This is a genomic window from Citrobacter amalonaticus (genome assembly GCF_037053465.1).
GTDB lineage: Bacteria > Pseudomonadota > Gammaproteobacteria > Enterobacterales > Enterobacteriaceae > Citrobacter_A > Citrobacter_A amalonaticus_H.
Genome location: NZ_JBALIF010000001.1, coordinates 539,152 through 561,346, shown reverse-complemented (window position 1 = coordinate 561,346; position 22,195 = coordinate 539,152). Strand labels below are relative to the sequence as shown.

The 22,195-nt window shown below is 53.9% G+C and carries 23 protein-coding genes; 14 read left to right on the top strand and 9 right to left on the bottom strand.

Annotated features, from left to right (window positions below; all coding sequences use genetic code 11):
* Positions 1-64: 64 nt before the first annotated feature.
* Positions 65-2,494, bottom strand: coding sequence for an ATP-dependent helicase HrpB (gene hrpB, locus WB371_RS02590; RefSeq protein ID WP_336218557.1), 2,430 nt, complete (start codon positions 2,492-2,494; stop codon positions 65-67).
* Positions 2,495-2,567: 73 nt separating this feature from the next.
* Between hrpB and thpR the strand changes: the two genes are divergently transcribed.
* The 9 genes from thpR (at position 2,568) to panD (ending at position 9,629) form a co-directional block, all read left to right on the top strand.
* Positions 2,568-3,098 (top strand): RNA 2',3'-cyclic phosphodiesterase, encoded by a 531-nt coding sequence (gene thpR / locus WB371_RS02585; protein WP_336218556.1) that lies wholly within the window; start codon positions 2,568-2,570, stop codon positions 3,096-3,098.
* Between the two features lie 16 nt (positions 3,099-3,114).
* A complete protein-coding gene (sfsA, locus tag WB371_RS02580) occupies positions 3,115-3,843 on the top strand; it encodes a DNA/RNA nuclease SfsA (RefSeq protein WP_336218555.1) in 729 nt (242 codons plus the stop codon).
* 153 nt (positions 3,844-3,996) lie between these two features.
* A complete protein-coding gene (dksA, locus tag WB371_RS02575; protein WP_003829221.1) occupies positions 3,997-4,452 on the top strand; it encodes an RNA polymerase-binding protein DksA in 456 nt (151 codons plus the stop codon).
* 72 nt (positions 4,453-4,524) lie between these two features.
* Positions 4,525-5,421, top strand: a complete 897-nt coding sequence (gluQRS, locus tag WB371_RS02570; protein ID WP_336218554.1) for a tRNA glutamyl-Q(34) synthetase GluQRS — start codon at positions 4,525-4,527, stop codon at positions 5,419-5,421.
* 80 nt (positions 5,422-5,501) lie between these two features.
* The gene (pcnB, locus tag WB371_RS02565; protein ID WP_336218620.1) at positions 5,502-6,899 is read left to right on the top strand and encodes a polynucleotide adenylyltransferase PcnB; all 1,398 of its coding nucleotides are present in this window, start codon (positions 5,502-5,504) and stop codon (positions 6,897-6,899) included.
* The gene (folK, locus tag WB371_RS02560) at positions 6,896-7,375 is read left to right on the top strand and encodes a 2-amino-4-hydroxy-6-hydroxymethyldihydropteridine diphosphokinase (protein WP_336218553.1); all 480 of its coding nucleotides are present in this window, start codon (positions 6,896-6,898) and stop codon (positions 7,373-7,375) included. The genes pcnB and folK overlap by 4 nt, the downstream gene beginning before the upstream one ends.
* Positions 7,376-7,494: 119 nt before the next feature.
* A complete protein-coding gene (panB, locus tag WB371_RS02555) occupies positions 7,495-8,286 on the top strand; it encodes a 3-methyl-2-oxobutanoate hydroxymethyltransferase (protein WP_336218552.1) in 792 nt (263 codons plus the stop codon).
* 11 nt (positions 8,287-8,297) lie between these two features.
* Positions 8,298-9,152, top strand: coding sequence for a pantoate--beta-alanine ligase (gene panC, locus WB371_RS02550; protein WP_336218551.1), 855 nt, complete (start codon positions 8,298-8,300; stop codon positions 9,150-9,152).
* A 96-nt stretch (positions 9,153-9,248) separates the two neighbouring features.
* On the top strand, positions 9,249-9,629 hold the full coding sequence (panD, locus tag WB371_RS02545; protein WP_042323756.1) for an aspartate 1-decarboxylase: 381 nt from the start codon (positions 9,249-9,251) through the stop codon (positions 9,627-9,629).
* Positions 9,630-9,635: 6 nt separating this feature from the next.
* Here panD and WB371_RS02540 read toward each other — a convergent pair whose 3' ends face one another.
* The 4 genes from WB371_RS02540 to WB371_RS02525 all read right to left on the bottom strand — a co-directional run bounded on the left by WB371_RS02540 (position 9,636) and on the right by WB371_RS02525 (position 13,166).
* Positions 9,636-10,862, bottom strand: a complete 1,227-nt coding sequence (locus WB371_RS02540; RefSeq protein WP_336218550.1) for a polysaccharide deacetylase family protein — start codon at positions 10,860-10,862, stop codon at positions 9,636-9,638.
* Between the two features lie 64 nt (positions 10,863-10,926).
* Complete coding sequence (locus WB371_RS02535) at positions 10,927-11,367, bottom strand: PTS sugar transporter subunit IIA (protein ID WP_336218549.1); 441 nt, start codon at positions 11,365-11,367, stop codon at positions 10,927-10,929.
* 105 nt (positions 11,368-11,472) lie between these two features.
* Positions 11,473-12,243, bottom strand: a complete 771-nt coding sequence (locus tag WB371_RS02530; RefSeq protein ID WP_336218548.1) for an ABC transporter permease — start codon at positions 12,241-12,243, stop codon at positions 11,473-11,475.
* Positions 12,240-13,166 (bottom strand): ABC transporter ATP-binding protein, encoded by a 927-nt coding sequence (locus tag WB371_RS02525; RefSeq protein ID WP_336218547.1) that lies wholly within the window; start codon positions 13,164-13,166, stop codon positions 12,240-12,242. The genes WB371_RS02530 and WB371_RS02525 overlap by 4 nt, the downstream gene beginning before the upstream one ends.
* A gap of 108 nt (positions 13,167-13,274) precedes the next feature.
* On the opposite strand from WB371_RS02525, the gene can reads away from it, so the two are divergent.
* Positions 13,275-13,937 (top strand): carbonate dehydratase, encoded by a 663-nt coding sequence (gene can, locus WB371_RS02520; protein ID WP_336218546.1) that lies wholly within the window; start codon positions 13,275-13,277, stop codon positions 13,935-13,937.
* Between the two features lie 65 nt (positions 13,938-14,002).
* Here can and hpt read toward each other — a convergent pair whose 3' ends face one another.
* Positions 14,003-14,539, bottom strand: coding sequence for a hypoxanthine phosphoribosyltransferase (hpt, locus tag WB371_RS02515; protein ID WP_336218545.1), 537 nt, complete (start codon positions 14,537-14,539; stop codon positions 14,003-14,005).
* 205 nt (positions 14,540-14,744) lie between these two features.
* Here hpt and WB371_RS02510 point away from each other — a divergent pair, with 205 nt between their 5' ends.
* A complete protein-coding gene (locus WB371_RS02510; protein ID WP_336218544.1) occupies positions 14,745-17,135 on the top strand; it encodes a pyrroloquinoline quinone-dependent dehydrogenase in 2,391 nt (796 codons plus the stop codon).
* Positions 17,136-17,244: 109 nt separating this feature from the next.
* On the opposite strand, the gene cueO is transcribed toward WB371_RS02510, so the two are convergent.
* On the bottom strand, positions 17,245-18,804 hold the full coding sequence (cueO, locus tag WB371_RS02505; protein WP_336218543.1) for a multicopper oxidase CueO: 1,560 nt from the start codon (positions 18,802-18,804) through the stop codon (positions 17,245-17,247).
* A 165-nt stretch (positions 18,805-18,969) separates the two neighbouring features.
* Here cueO and WB371_RS02500 point away from each other — a divergent pair, with 165 nt between their 5' ends.
* The 3 genes from WB371_RS02500 to speD all read left to right on the top strand — a co-directional run bounded on the left by WB371_RS02500 (position 18,970) and on the right by speD (position 21,096).
* A complete protein-coding gene (locus WB371_RS02500; RefSeq protein WP_012134034.1) occupies positions 18,970-19,317 on the top strand; it encodes a YacC family pilotin-like protein in 348 nt (115 codons plus the stop codon).
* 102 nt (positions 19,318-19,419) lie between these two features.
* Complete coding sequence (gene speE / locus WB371_RS02495) at positions 19,420-20,286, top strand: polyamine aminopropyltransferase (protein ID WP_336218542.1); 867 nt, start codon at positions 19,420-19,422, stop codon at positions 20,284-20,286.
* A 15-nt stretch (positions 20,287-20,301) separates the two neighbouring features.
* Positions 20,302-21,096 (top strand): adenosylmethionine decarboxylase, encoded by a 795-nt coding sequence (gene speD, locus WB371_RS02490; RefSeq protein ID WP_336218541.1) that lies wholly within the window; start codon positions 20,302-20,304, stop codon positions 21,094-21,096.
* A 41-nt stretch (positions 21,097-21,137) separates the two neighbouring features.
* On the opposite strand, the gene WB371_RS02485 is transcribed toward speD, so the two are convergent.
* Both WB371_RS02485 and WB371_RS02480 read right to left on the bottom strand, forming a co-directional pair.
* A complete protein-coding gene (locus WB371_RS02485; protein ID WP_336218540.1) occupies positions 21,138-21,386 on the bottom strand; it encodes a YmjA family protein in 249 nt (82 codons plus the stop codon).
* 37 nt (positions 21,387-21,423) lie between these two features.
* Positions 21,424-22,191 (bottom strand): DeoR/GlpR family DNA-binding transcription regulator, encoded by a 768-nt coding sequence (locus WB371_RS02480; RefSeq protein ID WP_336218539.1) that lies wholly within the window; start codon positions 22,189-22,191, stop codon positions 21,424-21,426.
* Between the last annotated feature and the right edge of the window lie 4 nt (positions 22,192-22,195).

Here is a 22,195-nt window from a genome sequence, read left to right as displayed (position 1 = left end):
GCAAGGGCCTGATTCTCTTTTCTTCCGTCAGAAGACAGAAGAAGAAATCTCTCAATTATCTGGCTTACGAGTACTTTTTAGTCCGCCGCGTCGGCGCACTGTTCGCCGGATCGTCCGGCCAGACATGTTTGGGATAACGCCCTTTCATCTCTTTTTGCACTTCACGGTAAGAGCCTTGCCAGAAAGCGCTCAAATCCCGGGTGATCTGCAACGGTCGCTGCGCGGGGGATAACAGCTCCAGTACCAGCGGCACACGGCCTTCGGCAATGGTCGGCGTGGTGGCCTCACCAAACATTTCCTGCATTCTGACCGCCAGTGCGGGCGGGTTATCGTCATGATAACGAATGGCTATCCGGCTTCCCGTCGGCACAGTGTAATGTGTGGGTAGCGAACTCACCAGCCGTTGCTGTTGTGAATAATTCAGTAATCCACTCAATGCCTGGTGAATGTCCAGCGATTTCAGGCCGCGCAATGAGTGTACGCCAGCCATGTGCGGCAACAACCAGTTTTCCAGCGTCGCCAGCAATGACCGTTCGTCCACCGCAGGCCAGTCATACTCCGGCAGCCATTTCGCTGCACAGTGCAGGCGGATCCGGAGCTGTTGTGCCGCTGGCGTCCAGTTGAGCACGCTCAGCCCTTTATCGCGAATACCGTTGAGCATCGCCTGATGTAACTCATCTTCGGACGGTTTTGCCAGCGGCTGCACGCTGACGGTCAGTTCACCAATCCGCTTTCTGCGCCACGCTTTCAGCGTCCCCTGCGCCTCATCCCACTCAATGGTATCAGACTGCCGGAGCAGTTCAGGGCAGTGCTGGACAAGCGTGTCGATGTCTACAGGCTGTGCCAGCAGAATTCGCGCATCCGGTGACGCGCTCCCCTGTAACAACAAAGGCGCAATCAACCATTCATGCCGCCCCAGCGCATCGTCCGCGTCCAGCGCCGCACCCATGCCATTCGCCAACTGATAACGACCGTCCTGGTTGCGTCGCCGCGCGATGCGGTCGGCAAATCCCCGGGCAAGCAGCGGGGTAATACGTGATGCATCCACCTCGCCGTGATGTCTGTTCAGCCGTTTGAGAAGCTGCTGCCGCCGTTGCTGCCAGCCCGGATGATGGCGTGAAAACGCCACACTGAGAGCGGTATTGCCCATTCTCGGCGGCTCTTCCAGCATCGCCGCCAGCATTGCCGCCGTGGCCGCATCATCAGGCGTCGATGCGCTAACTAACATCGCGGCCAGGCGCGGATCGTTACCCAGCGCCGCCATTTTTTGTCCTGTGGCACTGAGCCGTTCACCGTCCAGCGCCCCGAGCATCCGCAATAGCCGTTTTGCCGCGTCTATGTTAACGGCAGGAGGAAGATCCAGCCAGGTTAACTGCGTGGGATCGAGACATCCCCATTGCATCAACTCCATCAGCAAACCGGAGAGATCGCTTTGCAACATCTCAGGATCGCCCTGCGCGGGCGCACGTTCCGCCTGCTCTTTCGCAATCAAATGCAGACAGATACCGGCTTCCAGACGTCCGGCGCGACCGGCGCGCTGGGTCATTGAGGCCTGGCTGATGCGCTGAGTGATAAGCCGGGTTAACCCGGTACGTGCATCAAACCGGGCGACGCGTTCCTGGGCGCAATCAACCACCAGTCGAATACCTTCGATGGTCAGGCTGGTCTCGGCAATATTGGTTGCCAGCACAACTTTACGCATCCCTTGCGGAGCCGGAAGAATCGCGCTGCGCTGCTCGTTCAGCGACAGGGCTCCATACAGCGGACATAACAACACATCGCTGCCGACTCGCGTACTTAACTGCTCCTGTACACGCAAAATTTCCCCAACGCCCGGTAAAAACAGCAGCAGCGAGCCGGATTCTTTTCGTAACAGTTCCGCCGTCGCGACCGCCACCGCCTCCTCGAAACGCAATTGCGGCGCCAGCGGCTGATAGCGGCGCTCGACAGGAAATGCCCGCCCTTCGGAAATCACCACTGGCGCATCCGGCAGGCATTGTTGCAGGCGTTCGTTGTCCAGCGTGGCGGACATGATCAGCAGCTTCAGGTCATCACGTAAACCTTGCTGCACATCCAGCAGCAGCGCCAGCGCAAGATCGGCCTGCAAACTGCGTTCATGAAATTCATCGAGGATCACAAGCCCTACGCCACTGAGTTCAGCATCGCGCTGGATCATACGGGTCAACACCCCTTCGGTAACCACTTCGAGCCTTGTTGCCGGCCCGACGCAGGACTGCGCGCGCATCCGGTAGCCCACCGTCTCGCCGGGCTTTTCATTGAGAAGCTCCGCGAGCCGCTGCGCCACGTTTCGCGCCGCCAGGCGGCGGGGTTCCAGCAGGATAATCCGTCCTTTAATACTTTTATGCGTCAGAAATTGCAGCGGCAGCCAGGTTGATTTACCGGCACCGGTTGGCGCGCTCAACAGAACCTGCGGCGCAGAATCCAGGGCAGTAAGCAATTCAGGCAGTACGGCGGCTACAGGTAATGACGTCACAAATGGCTCCGGAGGGTTAACATTCTTCGCGCTGCATTGTAGCATCGCGTTAATTCATAACCGAGTACCTGTGATGTCTGAGCCAAACCGGTTGTTCTTTGCCATTGATTTGCCCGCCACGGTGCGCGAGCAAATCATCTTATGGCGGGCAGCGCATTTTCCTCCACAAGCGGGACGCCCCGTCGCGGCGGACAACCTGCATTTAACGCTGGCATTTTTAGGTGAAGTGAGCGCCGACAAACAAAAGGCGCTCTCTACGCTCGCCGGACGCATTCGTCAGCCCGGATTTACGCTCACGCTGGATGATGCGGGACAATGGCTACGCTCTCGCGTGGTCTGGCTTGGGATGCGACAGTCCCCGCGCGGACTTCTGCAACTGGCTAACATGCTGCGGGCCCAGGCGGCGCGCAGCGGCTGTTATCAGAGTCCACAACCGTTTCATCCCCACATTACGCTCCTGCGCGATGCCAGCCACGCCGTGGCTATCCCGCCGCCCGGTTTTTGCTGGTCATTTCCGGTCACGGAATTCGCGCTTTATGCCTCGACGTTTACCCGCGGCCGCACGCGATACACGGAACTTCAGCGCTGGACGCTGACTGAATAAATAAAGGAAAAAAGTGATGCAGTTTACCCCGCCACTTCAGCGCGCCACGCTGGTTCAGCGCTATAAACGCTTTTTAGCCGATGTGATCACACCGGATGGAACCGAACTTACCCTGCATTGCCCGAACACCGGAGCGATGACCGGTTGTGCAACGCCTGGCGATACGGTCTGGTATTCGACATCAGACAATATGAAAAGGAAATATCCGCACACATGGGAATTAACGCAAACCCAGAATGGCGCGTTAATTTGTGTGAATACATTATGGGCGAACAGACTGACAAAAGAGGCCCTTGAACAGGGCCGGATTTCAGAACTTTCAGGCTATTCCACCCTTAAAAGCGAAGTAAAATACGGCGCCGAACGGAGTCGCATTGATTTTATGTTACAGGCAGATTCACGGCCTGACTGCTATATTGAAGTGAAATCGGTAACGCTGGCGGAAAAGGATTTTGGTTATTTTCCCGATGCCATCACTGAACGAGGTCAGAAACATCTTCGGGAATTGATGAGCGTAGCGGCTGAAGGCAAACGCGCGGTCATTTTCTTTGCCGTTTTGCACTCTGCCATTACACGGTTTTCACCCGCGCGCCATATTGACGCGAAATATGCGCAACTATTGATCGAAGCACAGCGTAAGGGGGTAGAAATTCTGATTTATAAAGCGGAACTTTCTGCCGAAGGTATGACTCTGACAGAGCCATTACCTATGACTTTATCGTGTTGTAAACAAGTGGTTATTTAGTATTCTGGTCGCGTGCGCAAATACGCTTTTCCTCACAGGGTTGTCAAGTGTTACGTTTAGTTAATTGCTATCCGGAAAAGCATCTGCTATTTATAGCGACCTGATTTTTCCCCCGAACATGGGGATCGATAGTGCGTGTTAAGGAGAAGCAACATGCAAGAAGGGCAAAACCGTAAAACATCGTCCCTGAGTATTCTCGCCATCGCTGGGGTGGAGCCGTACCAGGAGAAACCGGGCGAAGAGTACATGAACGAAGCCCAGCTGTCGCACTTCAGGCGTATTCTTGAAGCATGGCGTAATCAACTTAGGGATGAAGTCGATCGCACCGTTACTCATATGCAGGACGAAGCTGCAAACTTCCCGGATCCGGTAGACCGTGCCGCACAGGAAGAAGAGTTCAGCCTTGAACTGCGTAACCGTGACCGTGAGCGCAAACTGATCAAAAAGATCGAGAAAACGCTGAAGAAGGTTGAAGACGAAGATTTCGGCTACTGCGAATCCTGCGGTGTGGAAATTGGTATTCGTCGCCTGGAAGCGCGTCCAACAGCCGATCTGTGCATCGACTGTAAAACGTTGGCTGAAATTCGCGAAAAACAAATGGCGGGCTAAGCCCCTCTGTTTGATCACGTTTACACCAGGCGGGGGCTTCCCCGCCTTTTCATTTTTATTTTTTCCGCAACGATGACTGACACACGCTATATTGGCCGATTCGCCCCTTCCCCTTCCGGTGAACTGCATTTTGGTTCGCTGATTGCCGCGCTGGGCAGTTACTTACAGGCTCGCGCCTGCCAGGGTATCTGGCGAGTACGTATTGAAGATATCGATCCCCCTCGTGAAGTTCCCGGTGCCGCTGACACCATTCTGCGTCAACTGGAACATTACGGCCTGCACTGGGATGGCGACATTTTATGGCAATCTCAGCGCCATGATGCCTATCGCGACGCGCTCGCCTGGCTTTACGATCGCGGACTGAGTTACTACTGCACCTGCACCCGCGCGCGGATTCAGAGCATTGGCGGGATTTATGATAGACACTGCCGCGTGTTGCATAACGGCCCCGCGCACGCCGCCGTTCGCATTAAACAACAGCATCCCGTAACCGTATTTAACGATAGGCTGCGCGGCGATATTCAGGCTGATGAGCGACTGGCCAGAGAAGATTTTATTATTCATCGACGCGACGGCCTGTTCGCCTATAACCTGGCGGTGGTGGTGGATGACCATTTCCAGGGCGTGAGCGAAATCGTACGCGGCGCCGATTTGATTGAACCAACGGTACGACAAATTTCGCTGTATCGGCAGTTTGGCTGGACGCCGCCGGACTATATTCATTTGCCGCTGGCACTCAATGCGCAGGGCGCTAAACTTTCCAAACAGAATCATGCGCCAGCCTTGCCGAAAGGCGATCCGCGCCCTGTCCTGACGGACGCGCTACGTTTTCTCGGCCAACAGACCGATTTCCCGTGGCAGGAGATGCGTGTTGAAGAGATTCTGGCATCAGCCGTTGCCAACTGGACGCTTTCGACGGTGCCCGACTCGGCGATTGTAAATCCGGCATTCTCAAATACGTCGTGCTGAGCTATGATTAGCCGCTATTTTTACGCAGCACATGATTTGAACTGAATTCTGAATATTGTTTGACACTACCGAGGTGCACTATTTTTACCCGAGTCGCTAATTTTTGCCGCAAGGTGCTAAGCCGCGAGGAGAGCGAGGCCGAAATTGCCGTCGCCCGTCCACATATGACGGTCATCCCGCGCGAGCAGCACGCTATTTCTCGCAAAGATATCAGTGAAAACGCCCTGAAGGTAATGTACAGGCTCAATAAAGCGGGCTATGAAGCCTGGCTGGTTGGCGGTGGCGTCCGCGACCTTCTTCTCGGCAAGAAACCTAAAGACTTTGACGTCACGACCAATGCGACGCCGGATCAGGTTCGTAAACTGTTCCGTAACTGCCGTCTTGTGGGCCGCCGTTTCCGTCTGGCGCACGTCATGTTTGGTCCGGAAATTATTGAAGTCGCCACCTTTCGCGGTCACCACGAAGGCAGCGAAAGCGATCGTACCACGTCCCAGCGCGGACAAAACGGTATGTTACTGCGCGACAACATTTTCGGTTCTATTGAAGAAGACGCCCAGCGCCGCGACTTTACTATCAACAGCCTTTATTACAGCGTCGCCGACTTCACCGTTCGCGATTATGTTGGCGGCATGCAGGATCTGAAAGACGGCGTGATCCGTCTGATTGGCAATCCTGAAACCCGCTACCGTGAAGATCCGGTCCGCATGCTGCGCGCCGTACGTTTCGCAGCAAAACTCGATATGCGGATCAGCCCGGAAACGGCAGAGCCCATTCCACGTCTGGCGACATTACTCAACGACGTTCCGCCTGCACGCCTGTTTGAAGAGTCCCTGAAGCTGTTGCAGGCTGGTTACGGCTACGAAACCTACCTCAAACTGCGTGAGTACAGCCTGTTCCAGCCGCTGTTCCCGACCATCACCCGCTATTTCACCGAAAACGGCGACAGCCCGATGGAACGCATCATCGCGCAGGTGCTGAAGAATACCGATAACCGCATTCATAACGATATGCGCGTTAACCCGGCGTTCCTGTTTGCGGCGATGTTCTGGTATCCGCTGCTGGAAATGGCGCAGAAAATCGCGCAGGAGAGCGGTCTGGCGTACTACGACGCTTTCGCACTGGCAATGAACGACGTGCTGGATGAAGCCTGCCGTTCACTGGCGATCCCAAAACGCCTGACCTCGCTGACGCGTGATATCTGGCAATTGCAGTTGCGTATGTCCCGTCGCCAGGGTAAACGCGCCTGGAAGCTGATGGAGCATCCGAAATTCCGTGCCGCCTATGACTTACTCGCCCTGCGCGCGGAAGTGGAAAACAACCCGGAACTGCAACGCCTGGCAAAATGGTGGGGCGAATTCCAGGTTTCCGCGCCGCCAGAGCAGAAAGGTATGTTAAGCGAACTGGATGAAGAACCCTCACCGCGTCGTCGCCATCGTCGTCCACGCAAACGCGCGCCGCGTCGTGAAGGAACCGCATGACACAGGTTTATATCGCGCTCGGCAGCAATCAGGCCTCTCCTCTGGAGCAGGTCAATGCTGCTATTAAAGCGATAGGCGAGATCCCGGAAAGCCGGATCGTCGCGGTGTCATCTTTTTATCGAACCCCGCCGCTCGGCCCACAGGATCAGCCCGATTACCTGAATGCCGCCGTTGCGCTGGAAACCACGCTTGAGCCCGAAGCATTGCTCGACCACACCCAGCACATCGAACGCCAGCAAGGCCGGGTGCGTAAAGCTGAACGCTGGGGACCGCGCACATTAGATCTGGATATCATGCTGTTTGGCGACCGTGTTATTTGCAGCGAGCGGTTGACCGTCCCGCACTATGACATGAAAAATCGTGGCTTTATGCTCTGGCCGCTGTTTGAAATTGCGCCCGAACTTCACTTCCCTGACGGCGTTTCGCTGCAACACATTCTGGCCGATCTTGGCGCAGAACAACCCGCCCGCTGGTAATTTTCCCCTCTGATTTCACGTTTTCGGCTTTCACGTCAGACCGTGGCTTAAAACCATTGCCCCAGTGAATATGGCTGTTAGAATGCCGGTAAATATGACGTTCACCATCAGGAAATGTTATGAAACCGACCACCATCTCGTTGTTGCAGAAGTGCAAACAAGAGAAAAAACGCTTCGCCACCATTACAGCTTATGACTATAGCTTCGCTAAATTGTTTGCCGATGAAGGTATCAACGTGATGCTGGTGGGTGACTCTCTGGGGATGACCGTGCAAGGGCATGACTCCACTCTACCGGTTAGCGTGGAAGATATTGCGTACCACACGCGAGCAGTGCGTCGCGGCGCACCCAATTGCCTGCTGCTCGCCGATTTGCCGTTTATGGCTTACGCGACGCCGGAACAGGCCTTTGAAAATTCGGCTATCGTTATGCGCGCAGGCGCCAACATGGTGAAGATTGAAGGCGGCGCCTGGCTCGTGGAGACCGTCAAAATGCTCACCGAACGCGCAGTGCCGGTCTGCGGTCATCTCGGGTTAACCCCGCAATCCGTCAATATCTTTGGTGGCTATAAGATTCAGGGGCGCGGCGATGCCGGACAGGTTTTGCTGGACGATGCGCTGGCACTGGAAGCCGCTGGCGCGCAGCTCATCGTACTGGAATGCGTACCGGTTGAACTGGCGAAACGCGTCACCGATGCGCTCTCTATTCCGGTTATCGGCATCGGCGCGGGCAACGTCACTGACGGGCAAATCTTAGTGATGCACGACGCCTTTGGTATTACCGGCGGTCATATTCCGAAATTTGCCAAAAATTTCCTTACAGAAGCAGGCGACATGCGCGCCGCGGTACGGCAGTATATTGCTGAGGTTGAGTCCGGCATCTATCCGGGCGAAGAACACAGTTTCCATTAAGGAGTCTTGTTGTGCTGATTATTGAAACCCTGCTGCTGCTGCGCCAGCATATCCGCAGAGCCCGCCAGGAAGGCAAGCGTATTGCACTGGTGCCCACCATGGGCAACCTGCATGACGGTCACATGAAGCTGGTTGATGAAGCCAAAGCCCGCGCTGACATCGTGGTGGTAAGTATCTTCGTTAACCCAATGCAGTTTGACCGCCCGGACGATCTGGCCCGTTACCCGCGCACGTTGCAGGAAGATTGCGAAAAACTGAACAAGCGTAAAGTGGATCTCGTCTTTGCCCCCGCGCCCGACCAAATCTATCCCCACGGCACCGAAGGCCAGACTTACGTAGATGTTCCCGGCCTCTCAACGATGCTGGAAGGCGCCAGCCGCCCGGGCCATTTCCGTGGTGTTTCAACCATCGTCAGCAAACTGTTCAATCTGGTTCAACCGGACATCGCCTGCTTTGGCGAGAAAGATTTCCAGCAACTGGCGCTGATCCGCAAAATGGTGGCTGATATGGGCTACGACATTGAAATCGTCGGCGTCCCGATTATTCGCGCCAAAGACGGTTTAGCCCTGAGTTCACGAAACGGATATCTGAGCGCAGAACAACGCAAAATCGCCCCTGGCCTGTACAAAGTGATGCGTCGAATCGGTGAAAAATTGCAGGCCGGTGAGCGCGAGCTGGAAGAGATGATTGCCCTTGCGGAGCAGGAGTTAACGGAAAAAGGTTTCCGTCCTGATGACATTCAGATTCGCGATGCCGATACGCTGCTGGAGCTCACCGAAAGCAGCCAGCGCGCCGTTATTCTGGTTGCCGCATGGCTGGGCCAGGCACGTTTGATCGATAATCAGACGGTGGCGTTAACCCAGTAGACAGGGGTTAAAAATCGGGCAATACTGCCTGAGAAATTTCTCAAAGCTGGCGAGATGTGCCAGCTTCGTACACGATCAGAGTTTAAGGTAGACGTTATGATTCGCACTATGTTGCAGGGCAAACTCCACCGCGTGAAAGTGACTCAGGCGGACCTGCACTATGAAGGTTCCTGCGCCATCGATCAGGATTTTCTGGACGCAGCCGGAATTCTGGAAAATGAAGCCATTGATATCTGGAACGTAAGCAACGGCAAACGCTTCTCCACTTACGCGATTGCTGCCGAGCGCGGCTCCAGAATCATCTCCGTCAACGGCGCAGCGGCACACTGTGCCAGCGTAGGCGACATTGTGATTATCGCCAGCTTTGTCACCATGTCTGATGAAGAAGCGCGTCGCTGGCAGCCGAAGGTCGCTTACTTCGAAGGCGACAATGAAATGAAACGGACCGCAAAAGCGATTCCGGTTCAGGTTGCCTAAGCCCCCCTACCCCTGCGGCTGATTACTGATCAGCCGCGACATGGTCTCCAGCGAATCCGTTCTTAAAATATACAACCGTTTCAGTAAAAACGGATTATCCCCCGGCTTCACCTTTCCTTTCACCGTCGTCACCGCCAGGTGAAATCCTGCTTCTTCTGCGGCGTTGACTGCCGTCGCGTTATAACCGCCAAACGGATAAGAGAGATAAAGTACGTGCGGATTAAACTGGGCCAGCGCACGCCGGGAACGCTTAAAATCAAACAGAATATTGTGATGACTGCGACTGAGCAGAATCGGCCTGTGATAGCCATCCACCCGATGTAAAAAGTGCGTATGGGACTGAAAATCAAACACATCACGAATGCCGTTAAGCTCTGAAACGCTCATAAACTGCAGCGATTTTGGGTCCCATTTCTGCGGATGGCCTTTAATTCGTGACGAAATAATAAACGCGGTGGCTTTCATTCCATACTGTTTGAGTACGGGATAGGCATAGCGGCTCACCGATTTCAGCCCGTCATCAAAAGTAATCACCACGGCGCGCGCGGGCAGATTCATTTTGTTGCGCACATAACCTTCCAGTTGATACATCGTCAGCGTGGCGTAACCGCGATCCCGCAGCCAGGTCATCTGGTTGTTGAAGGCGCGAACGGAGGTGGTGGTGGAAGTATGGCGAAAGCGCGTGTTCTCTTCATCGCGCAGGATATGATGATAGGTCAGCACCGGCAAACCACGGTCTTCCTGCGCATCCAGCGCGCTAACCCAGGCCAGCCTGTCGCCAATTTGAATCTGATACCAGGTTTGATTCAGCCTGTCTTTGAGCTTGTTGATAATGGGATAACGCAGGTTATCCGCCAGTACGCCAAATGGCGCACTACCGACATTCGGCGCGTTGTACACCGGGGTGTCTTGCCAGGTGACCAGATTCTGATTGCTCAGCGGTTTATTCAGATCGCCCAGCGTGTCTTCAACACGTTGCTTCCCCTGGACAGGTTCCAGATGGCCTTTATCGATAAACCCGGTGCCGAAACCAAATTTGAATTCATAGTAATCGGCCGCCACCGGCGTGACAGAAATGATCTGCCCGGCGCGAATATTCCCCACGGTGACCATGTTATCGCCAATTTGCGCCCAAATAGCCGCATCTTCCGTGGTTTGCATATAACGGGCAGGCAACGCTGCGCTGGCAACTGAGGAGAGGAACAGTAGCAGCGAAAAGAGATATTTCATCATCGACAATAACCGGGGCAAGAAGCAACGCAGGGATTGTATCAATTCACCACATTAATAAGAAAGATTAATACTCGTACAAATCGTGCAGCAGAACAAAAGGCGGGTTTTTCTGTTGTTGATGCCAAAGGCTGGTGACTTCTGGCCCACCAAGCGCAACGATGCGATCGCGAAACGCCGGGCTACTCATAGATTCACGTGATGCAATCATCTGCTCAAGTAATGCGTCATTAATGCCAGAGATCACTTCACACTGCGGGTGTTTATGACTCAGCAATGATGCCACACGATAGGGTGCTGCCCCTTGCAGATCGGTCAGAAAGATAACGCCGTCACCGGAATCGGTGGCGTGCAACGCGTCGCACATCATGCGACTCAGCATATTCGCGCTCAATCCGCGCCAAAAATTCACCGCCCGGCATTGCGCCAGCGGGCCGTGATTTTTTTCCAGCAGGCTCAGCAGCTCCTCAGCCTTATCGTCGTGACAAGTAATGACCCAACCCAGCATTGCTCACCTCATTAGCAGGCAAGTAGTTTATCAAGGTGACAAAAAAGAATGATGACACTGGTCAACAATCGTCCTCTCCCCTTGCAAGGGAGAGGAATGACAGGATTAGCTACGCAGCCCGCGTCCACGCTGGATCAGCGACCAGCACAGCAGATAGAACGCCACGATAAACACCACCAGCACGCCGAAGGTGGTCACCAGCGGCACATCATGAATACCGAGGAAACCGTAACGGAAGCCGCTAATCATGTACACGATCGGGTTGAGTTGCGATAACCCCTGCCAGAACGGCGGCAGCAGCGTCAGCGAGTAAAACACACCGCCAAGATAGGTCAGCGGCGTCAGCACAAAGGTCGGGATCAGGCTGATATCATCAAACGTTTTGGCAAAAACCGCGTTCAACAGACCGGCCAGTGAGAACAGAATAGCCGTCAGCAATAACGTCAGCGCAACAAACACCCACGAATGTACCTGGAATGGCACAAAGAACAGCGAAATCGCCGTCACCAGCACCCCGACACACAATCCCCGCGCCACGCCGCCTCCGACAAATCCGGCAATAATCACGTGCGTCGGCACCGGTGCGACCAGTAACTCTTCAATGTTGCGCTGGAACTTCGCACTAAAGAACGATGAAGCGACGTTGGCGTACGCGTTGGTGATTACCGCCATCATGATCAGACCCGGCACGATAAATTGCATATAGCTAAAGCCGTGCATCTCGCCAATACGGGAGCCAATCAGGTTACCGAAGATAATAAAATAGAGCGTCATGGTGATGACGGGCGGCACCAGTGTCTGCACCCAGATCCGCATAAAGCGGTTGATTTCTTTCGCCCAGATGCTTTTTAGCGCGACCCAGTAAAGCTGCATCATGCGCGATCTCCTTGTTTTTCATGAACCAGTGACACAAACAGCTCCTCAAGACGGTTCGCTTTGTTACGCATACTCAGCACCTGGATGCCCTGCTCGCTTAACTGGCTGAACACGCTGTTGATCCCCTGCTCACGCAGGACTTCCACTTCCAGAGTTGACGTATCGACCAGCCGATACTGGTAGCCATTAAGCTTAGGCAGCGGGCTTTTCGCCGCTAAATCGAGGATAAAGGTTTCAGATTTCAGCTTAGAAAGCAGATTTTTCATTGAGGTGTTTTCGACCAGCTCGCCGTGCTGAATAATCCCGATATTCCGACAGAGCATTTCTGCCTCTTCCAGATAGTGGGTTGTCAGAATAATCGTGGTGCCTTTGTCGTTTAAATCCTTCAAAAAACCCCACATTGAGCGGCGAAGTTCAATATCCACCCCTGCGGTCGGTTCATCGAGGATCAGTAATTTCGGCTCATGCATCAGCGCACGGGCAATCATCAGGCGACGTTTCATCCCCCCGGATAACATCCGCGCACGTTCATTGCGTTTTTCCCACAGATCGAGCTGTTTTAAATACTTTTCGCTGCGCGCAATCGCCTCTTTACGTTCCACGCCGTAATAACCCGCCTGATTGACCACAATCTGCTGCACGGTCTCAAACGGGTTAAAGTTAAATTCCTGTGGCACCAGTCCAAGCTGGCGTTTGGCATTAACGACATCTTTTTCCAGATCGTAGCCAAAAACGCTGACACGCCCGGATGATTTGTTCACCAGCGAGCTGATAATGCCAATCGTGGTCGATTTTCCGGCCCCGTTCGGTCCCAGAAGTGCATAAAAATCACCCGCTTCGACTTGCAAATCTATCCCCCGAAGCGCCTGTACGCCACCCGGATAGGTTTTTTTAAGTTGTTGAAGTTCCAGTGCAATGGTCATAAATTTCTGCTTACCTTACGTTCTGACACTTTATATGTGGTTTTAATAATCCCGGAGTTGCCCTATATTAGCCCAACGCACTTATTTGGTTACAGGTCGTTAACCTCCATGAAAGACATAGATACACTCATCAGTAACAATGCACTATGGTCAAAAATGCTGGTGGAAGAGGATCCCGGATTTTTTGAGAAACTGGCGCAAGCGCAAAAACCGCGCTTTCTATGGATTGGATGTTCCGACAGTCGCGTTCCCGCAGAACGTTTAACCGGTCTCGAACCGGGCGAATTATTTGTCCACCGCAACGTGGCCAACCTGGTTATCCACACCGATCTCAACTGCCTCTCCGTTGTTCAGTATGCCGTTGATGTCCTCGAAGTTGAACACATTATTATCTGTGGTCACTACGGCTGTGGTGGCGTACAGGCGGCGGTAGACAACCCGGAGCTGGGACTGATCGACAACTGGCTTCTGCATATCCGTGATATCTGGTTCAAACATAGCTCATTGCTTGGCGAAATGCCGCAGGAGCGTCGTATGGACACGCTGTGTGAACTGAACGTCATGGAACAGGTGTATAACCTGGGTCACTCCACCATCATGCAGTCCGCGTGGAAACGCGGTCAGAAAGTGACTATCCACGGCTGGGCCTACGGGATCCACGATGGCCTGTTGCGCGATCTGGAAGTGACCGCGACCAGTCGCGCCACCCTGGAACAGCGCTATCGCCAGGGTGTTTCAAATCTCAGCCAGAAACACATCAACCACAAATAAAAATCCCCGGTACATCGCCGGGGAAATGACTGTGCAAAACCGGGAGCTTCCCGGTTTTTTTACGCTCACTCGTCCAGCAGGACCACTTTGCCAACATACGGCAGATGGCGATAATGCTGGGCGTAATCAATCCCGTATCCCACCACAAACTCATCCGGAATCGAGAAACCAACGTATTCCACCGGCACATTCACTTCGCGACGGGATGGTTTATCGAGCAGCGTACAAATCGCCAAAGATTTCGGTTCACGCAGGCTCAGAATTTCACGGACTTTCGACAACGTATTACCGGAGTCAATAATGTCTTCCACAATCAGCACGTCTTTGCCGCGAATATCTTCGTCGAGATCCTTGAGAATTTTCACATCACGGGTGGTGGACATGCCGCTACCGTAGCTGGAGGCGGTCATAAAATCGACTTCATGAGATACCTGCACTTCACGACACAGGTCCGCCATAAACATGAATGAACCACGCAGCAGACCGACCAGCACCATGTCACTGCCGCTGTCTTTATAACGCTCAGTAATCTGACGACCCAGTTCGGCAATACGCGCTTTGATCTCCGCTTCGGGGATCATGACTTCTACAGTATGTTTCATATCTCTAACCATATGATTTAAAAACAAATCACTCCATGCCTGCTCTTACCAGGACAGCATCGAAGCGCAAGGCACGCAGTATACCAGTAAAAGTATTTATTCGCGGCATCTCTTAATAAAGCTCATTTTGTGATTACGATCACACTTGTTAAATCCTATAATTAATTGCTACTAAAAAATTAACAAATTGAGATGGTGTATTTTTATGGCAGATAACAACGTTCGTTCGCCACGACTCCTCGTGACGCTAACGGCCCTCTTCGCCGCGCTTTGCGGGCTATATCTCTTGATCGGTGGAGGCTGGCTGGTCGCTGTTGGCGGCTCCTGGTACTACCCGATTGCCGGTCTTGTCATGCTGGGTGTCGCTTTCCTGCTCTGGCGCAGTAAGCGCTCCGCGCTGTGGCTTTATGCCGCGCTGCTACTTGCCACCATGATATGGGGCGTCTGGGAAGTCGGTTTCGACTTTTGGGCGCTGACGCCGCGCAGCGACATCCTGGTCTTCTTCGGCATCTGGCTGATTTTACCGTTTGTCTGGCATCGCCTGATTGTCCCTTCAGGTGGCGCAGTGGCAGCCCTGGTGGTTGCACTGCTCATCAGCGGCGGGATCCTGACCTGGGCGGGCTTCAATGATCCACAGGAAATCAACGGTACGCTGAGCGCTGATGCCACTCCGGCAGAAGCGATCTCAACAATCTCCGATAATGACTGGCCGGCGTATGGCCGCAATCAGGAAGGCCAACGCTTCTCGCCGCTAAAGCAGATCAACGCCGATAACGTTCACAATCTGAAAGAAGCGTGGGTGTTCCGCACCGGCGACCTGAAGCAGCCAAACGATCCGGGTGAAATCACCAACGAAGTGACCCCCATTAAAGTGGGCGATACGTTGTATCTTTGCACGGCGCACCAGCGTCTGTTCGCCCTGGATGCGGCCACCGGGAAAGAGAAGTGGCATTTTGATCCGCAGCTTAATACCAACACCAGCTTCCAGCATGTCACCTGTCGCGGCGTGTCGTATCATGAAGCGAAAGCCGATAACGCCTCTCCGGAGGTGATTGCCGACTGTCCGCGCCGAATCATTCTGCCGGTCAACGACGGTCGTCTGTTTGCGCTGAATGCGCAAACCGGTAAGCTGTGCGAAACCTTTGCCAACAAAGGCATCCTGAATCTTCAGACCAACATGCCGGACACAACGCCGGGGCTGTATGAACCGACGTCGCCGCCAATCATCACCGATACCACCATTGTGATTGCCGGTTCGGTCACGGATAACTTCTCAACACGTGAAACCTCCGGTGTGATTCGTGGTTTTGATGTGAACAACGGTAAACTGCTGTGGGCCTTCGATCCGGGCGCAAAAGACCCGAATGCGATCCCTTCCGATGAGCACACCTTTACCTTTAACTCCCCCAACTCCTGGGCGCCAGCAGCCTATGACGCGAAACTGGATCTGGTTTATCTGCCGATGGGCGTGACCACGCCGGATATCTGGGGGGGCAACCGGACGCCAGAGCAGGAACGTTATGCCAGTTCGATTGTGGCGTTGAACGCCACCACCGGTAAGCTTGCCTGGAGCTACCAGACCGTTCACCACGATCTGTGGGATATGGATATGCCGTCCCAGCCTACGCTGGCGGACATTACCGTTAAAGGTGAAAAAGTCCCGGTCATCTATGCGCCGGCGAAAACCGGTAACATCTTTGTTCTCGACCGTCGTAACGGTGAACTGGTTGTCCCGGCACCAGAAAAACCAGTACCGCAAGGTGCTGCAAAGGGCGATTATGTCAGCAAAACGCAGCCCTTCTCTGACCTGAGCTTCCGTCCGAAGAAAGACCTGACCGGTGCGGATATGTGGGGGGCCACCATGTTCGACCAACTGGTGTGCCGTGTAATGTTCCATCAGTTGCGTTATGAAGGCATCTTTACCCCGCCGTCTGAGCAGGGCACGCTGGTGTTCCCGGGCAACCTCGGTATGTTCGAATGGGGCGGTATTTCGGTTGACCCAAACCGTCAGGTGGCGATTGCCAACCCGATGGCGCTGCCGTTTGTATCGAAACTGATCCCGCGTGGTCCTGGTAACCCGATGGAGCAGCCGAAAGACGCCAGGGGTTCCGGCACCGAGTCCGGTATTCAGCCGCAATACGGCGTACCGTTTGGCGTGACGCTGAACCCGTTCCTTTCTCCGTTTGGTCTGCCATGTAAACAACCGGCCTGGGGTTACATCTCCGCACTGGATCTGAAAACCAACCAGGTCGTCTGGAAAAAACGGATCGGTACACCACAGGATAGCATGCCGTTCCCGATGCCTGTACCGGTGCCATTTAATATGGGGATGCCGATGCTGGGCGGTCCGATCTCCACGGCGGGTAATGTACTGTTTATTGCCGCGACGGCAGATAACTACCTGCGCGCCTACAACATGACCAATGGTGAGAAACTGTGGCAGGGCCGTCTGCCTGCGGGCGGACAAGCCACGCCAATGACCTATGAAGTTAACGGCAAACAGTATGTTGTGATTTCGGCCGGGGGCCACGGCTCATTTGGCACGAAGATGGGCGACTATATTGTCGCGTATGCGTTACCGGACGACGCGAAGTAATCATAATGCCCGGTGAGATCCGGGCATGTTGCCGGATGGCGGCTACGCCTTATCCGGCCTGCAAAGATGCATAAACCCAGGCCGGGCAAGCGAAGCGCCCCCGGCTTTTTTATACCGTAAATCCTAACATCATCCCGGTATCTTCATGTTCCAGCAGATGGCAGTGCGCCATGTACATCTGCTCCTTCGGTGCATCGTGTTCAAATTTCACTAACACTTCGCTGACGCTGCCTTCCACCCGCACGGTATCTTTCCAGCCCGCACGATGCGCCGCTGGCGGTTTGCCATTCTCAGAAAGGATCCGGAACTGCGTGCCATGAATATGGAACGGATGCAGCATCATGTCACCGACACCTGATATCACCCAGCGCTCATACTGTCCTTTATTCGCCGCAAACATCGGCGTATTCATATCGAAAGCGACACCGTTAATTTTATTGGCATTGTGGAAATCAAATTGACCGCCGTGGCTCATGTTGCCCATATCACCGTGGTTCATGTGGCCCATATGTCCCTGCATCTGCCCGTGATTCATTCCCGCCATCGCCTGATCGCCATACTTTTTCATCAGCATCTGCATACCCATCATGTCGAGCATTGGGTCCATCGACAGTTGCAACTGACGTGTGGTCAGCCCGTCAAGCGAAGGCAACGCGGGCATTGACGTCAGGGTGTCCGGCAGAGTCCCGGAGGCGTTCACCGCAATCGGCTGAATTCGCAGAACCGGCTGCGGCTTATCAAACGGCGCAATCGCCATTCCCATCTGACTGACGGGCAATGTCAGCAGATCGAACGGTTTACCGTCACTGATATCCACCAGCACCTCGAAGCGTTCGCCCATCAGCATCGGCAATTCGTCCACTTTCACCGGCTCTGCCAGCAGCCCGCCATCGCTGGCGACAACGTACAGCGGACGCTTATCGCTGGTGGCGAAATTGAGTGAGCGGGCGTTACAACCATTAAGCAAACGCAGTCGCAGCCAGCCACGCGGTGCCGCATGCTGAGGATAAATCGCCCCGTTAGTCAACAAGGTGTCACCAAACCAGCCCACCGCGGCGGTCATCACATCAAGCTGGTAATCGATCTGTCCGGCGCTGTTAAAGCGTTTGTCCTGTACCACAACCGGGATATCGTCAATGCCCCACTGCTTTGGCAGCAGCAATTTATGCATCTCTTCATCTTCGATAATCACCAGCCCTGCCAGCCCCATCGCCACCTGATGCCCGGTTTTGCCGTGCTGATGCGGGTGGAACCAGCAGGTTGCCGCTCTCTGCTGTGGCGTAAAAGTGACAGTGCGTTTTCCTCCCGCCGGAATAATGCCCTGCGGCCCACCGTCCACTTCGCCGGGCACTTCCAGGCCATGCCAGTGCAACGTCGTCTCTTCGTTAAGCTGGTTCTGAATATCTACCGTCACCGCTTTACCGCGTTGCAGTCTCAGGGCGGGGCCAAGGAGATTACCGTTATAGCCCCAGGTGGTGGCCGTTTTTCCGGCGAACATTGTCTGTCCTGCCGCCACTCTCAGTGAAATACGGTTACGCGCATCGGCGCTGAGAAGTTCGGGTACCGCTAACTTAGGGCGTTCAGCGGCAAAAACGGCGCGGCTCCAGAGCGGTAAGGCTGACGACAGCCCCAGGGCGACCGAATATTTTAAGAAATCACGACGTTGCATAATCACTTCCTTATTCTGCTGCAGGCGAAATAAAGCCAATTCTTGAGCATAGACCCTCCCCTTACGGCAAGGTCAAGGCCACACTATCACTAAATAAATAATAAAAGTCGTCGCTTCGCCCACAGTATGCTAACGTTTACTTTCCGTGACGCAGTGGTAGAAGCAATGAAGACGTTTTTCAGAACCGTATTGTTCGGCAGCCTGATGGCCGTATGCGCAAACAGTTATGCGCTCAGTGAATCTGAAGCCGAAGATATGGCCGATTTGACGGCCGTTTTTGTCTTTCTGAAAAATGACTGCGGCTACCAGAATTTACCCAACGGGCAGATTCGTCGCGCACTGGTCTTTTTTGCTCAGCAAAACCAGTGGGACCTCAGTAATTACGACTCTTTCGATATGAAATCCCTCGGTGAAGACAGTTATCGCGATTTAAGCGGTATTGGGATCCCTGTCGCCAAAAAATGCAAAGCGCTGGCGCGCGATTCCCTGAGCCTGCTGGCCTACGTCAAATAATCTCCCGTCCATATTGCCGAAATAATGACCGTGCATCATCGGTCATTGTTAGCTATGATGTTGCGCCCTTTTTTACGGGTGTTAACAAAGGAGGCATCACCCATGGCCGAAAAACCCCAGTGGCATGAAACGCTACACGACCAGTTTGGGCAGTACTTTGCCGTCGATAACGTTCTCTATCATGAGAAAACCGACCATCAGGATCTCATCATTTTTGAAAACGCCGCGTTTGGCCGCGTGATGGCGCTGGACGGCGTGGTTCAGACCACCGAGCGCGATGAGTTTATCTATCATGAAATGATGACCCACGTTCCGCTCATGGCCCACGGTCACGCGAAACATGTGCTGATCATCGGCGGCGGCGACGGCGCGATGCTGCGGGAAGTCACCCGCCATAAAAACGTTGGAACCATCACCATGGTGGAAATCGACGCGGGCGTGGTCTCATTCTGCCGCCAGTATCTGCCCAACCACAACGCAGGTAGCTATGACGATCCGCGCTTTACGCTGGTGATCGACGATGGCGTCAACTTCGTCAATCAGACGCCGAAAACCTTTGATGTGATCATCTCCGATTGCACCGATCCCATCGGTCCCGGGGAAAGCCTGTTCACCTCTGCTTTTTACGAAGGCTGCAAGCGCTGCCTGAATCCGGGAGGGATTTTTGTCGCCCAGAATGGCGTCTGCTTCCTGCAACAGGACGAAGCCCTCGACAGTCATCGCAAACTGAGCCACTACTTTGGCGACGTGGGTTTTTACCAGGCGGCAATCCCCACCTACTACGGCGGGATTATGACCTTCGCGTGGGCGACGGATAATGAAGCCCTGCGCCATCTGTCGACTGAAATCATTCAGGCGCGTTTTCACGCCGCCAGCCTGACGTGCCGCTATTACAATCCGGCTATCCACACGGCAGCTTTTGCCTTACCCCAGTATCTGCAAGACGCGCTGGCAACACCGTCGTCCTAAGGAGAAGATAAAAAATTGAAAAAACTGAAACTGCATGGCTTTAACAACCTGACCAAAAGTCTGAGTTTTTGTATTTACGATATCTGCTATGCCAAAACCGCCGAAGAGCGCGACGGATACATCGCCTATATCGACGAACTCTACAACGCCAACCGTCTGACCGAAATCCTGTCAGAAACCTGCTCCATCATTGGCGCCAATATCCTGAACATCGCCCGCCAGGATTATGAACCTCAGGGCGCCAGCGTCACCATTCTGGTAAGCGAAGAACCTGTCGATCCGCAGCTTATTGATAAAACCGAACACCCCGGCCCGCTACCGGAAACGGTGGTCGCCCATCTTGATAAGAGCCATATTTGCGTCCATACCTATCCGGAAAGCCATCCGGAGGGCGGATTGTGTACCTTCCGCGCCGATATTGAGGTCTCAACCTGCGGCGTGATTTCCCCGCTGAAAGCGTTAAATTACCTGATTCATCAGTTAGAGTCCGATATTGTGACCATTGATTATCGCGTGCGTGGATTCACCCGGGATATCAACGGGATGAAGCACTTTATTGATCATGAGATTAATTCCATTCAGAATTTCATGTCTGAGGATATGAAGTCGCTGTATGACATGGTCGATGTGAACGTCTATCAGGAAAATATCTTCCATACCAAAATGTTGCTTAAAGAGTTCGACCTTAAGCACTACATGTTCCATACCAAACCGGAAGATCTGACGGAAGCCGAGCGCAAAGAGATTACGGCTGCGCTGTGGAAAGAGATGCGAGAAATTTATTACGGGCGCAATATTCCGGCCGTTTAAACACGTTTCAGGAGCGCTTCGGCGCTCCTGTACAGCCAGAATTACGCTTCATTCCCCCACCGGTTGAGGAATTCTGCGATATCATCAATACGCTGCGGATCAATCCCGGCGTCGGCGGCCATCTCTTTTTGCGCCTCTTCGCTGATCTCTTCATTATTCATCAATCGGGCGATCAATAACTGGAAGTAGTGCGCCAGAGATTCACGTTCAGAGTCGTTGACGGGTTCGGCGCTTTCTGTCGAATACTCATCCACAATGTCATAATATTTCAGCGGTATTTCATTTCCCATCACTTGTCTCCAGGGATTATCCCAACGTCTTACGATTTTATTCTGGTTGCACCAGCGCCAACGCGACAGCGTGGGTTTTCAGTTCGGCCTGCACGTCCGGCGGTAAGTTAACATCGGTAATCACGTCGGTAAAGCGACTGAGCGGCGCCACATTAAACAGCGAATGCGCACCGTATTTGCTGCTGTCGGCCAGTAATACCTTACGCTGGGCGTTGGCGATAATTTCCTGCTTCAGCCCCGCTTTGTCTTCCGTCGGCGTGGTCACGCCCTTTTCCATACTCCAGGTGTTGCAGCTCATAAATGCGATATCGGGGTAAACGCTGCGCAACATCTTGCGGCCAAATTCGCCGATGCACGACTGGCTACTGTCATCAATGCGCCCACCGACAATGGTCACCTCTATCTGGCGAAACTCGGATAAAAACAGGGCAATGTGCAGATCAACGGTGATCACTCTGAGCGGGAGATGGGTTAAACATTTTGCCAGTTCCAGCATGGTGGTGCCGGCATCAAGCACCACGGCATCGCCGGCATGCACCATCGAGGCGGCGAAACGCGCGATCGCCCGTTTTTCAGCAGGCGATCGCAATTGTTTCTCGTTGGTCGTCGGTTGCGCAGGTTCAAAACGCCGTAATGCCACACCGCCGTGGCTGCGACTGATCACCCCCTGTTCATCCAGTTTGATCAGATCGCGTCGGATCGTTGCCGGGGAAGCGTCAACCGCATCCACCAGTTGCTCCACGGTCACCAGCGTATGATTTTTCAAATACGCCACAATCTTATCCAGACGGTGTTGTCCTTTCATAACA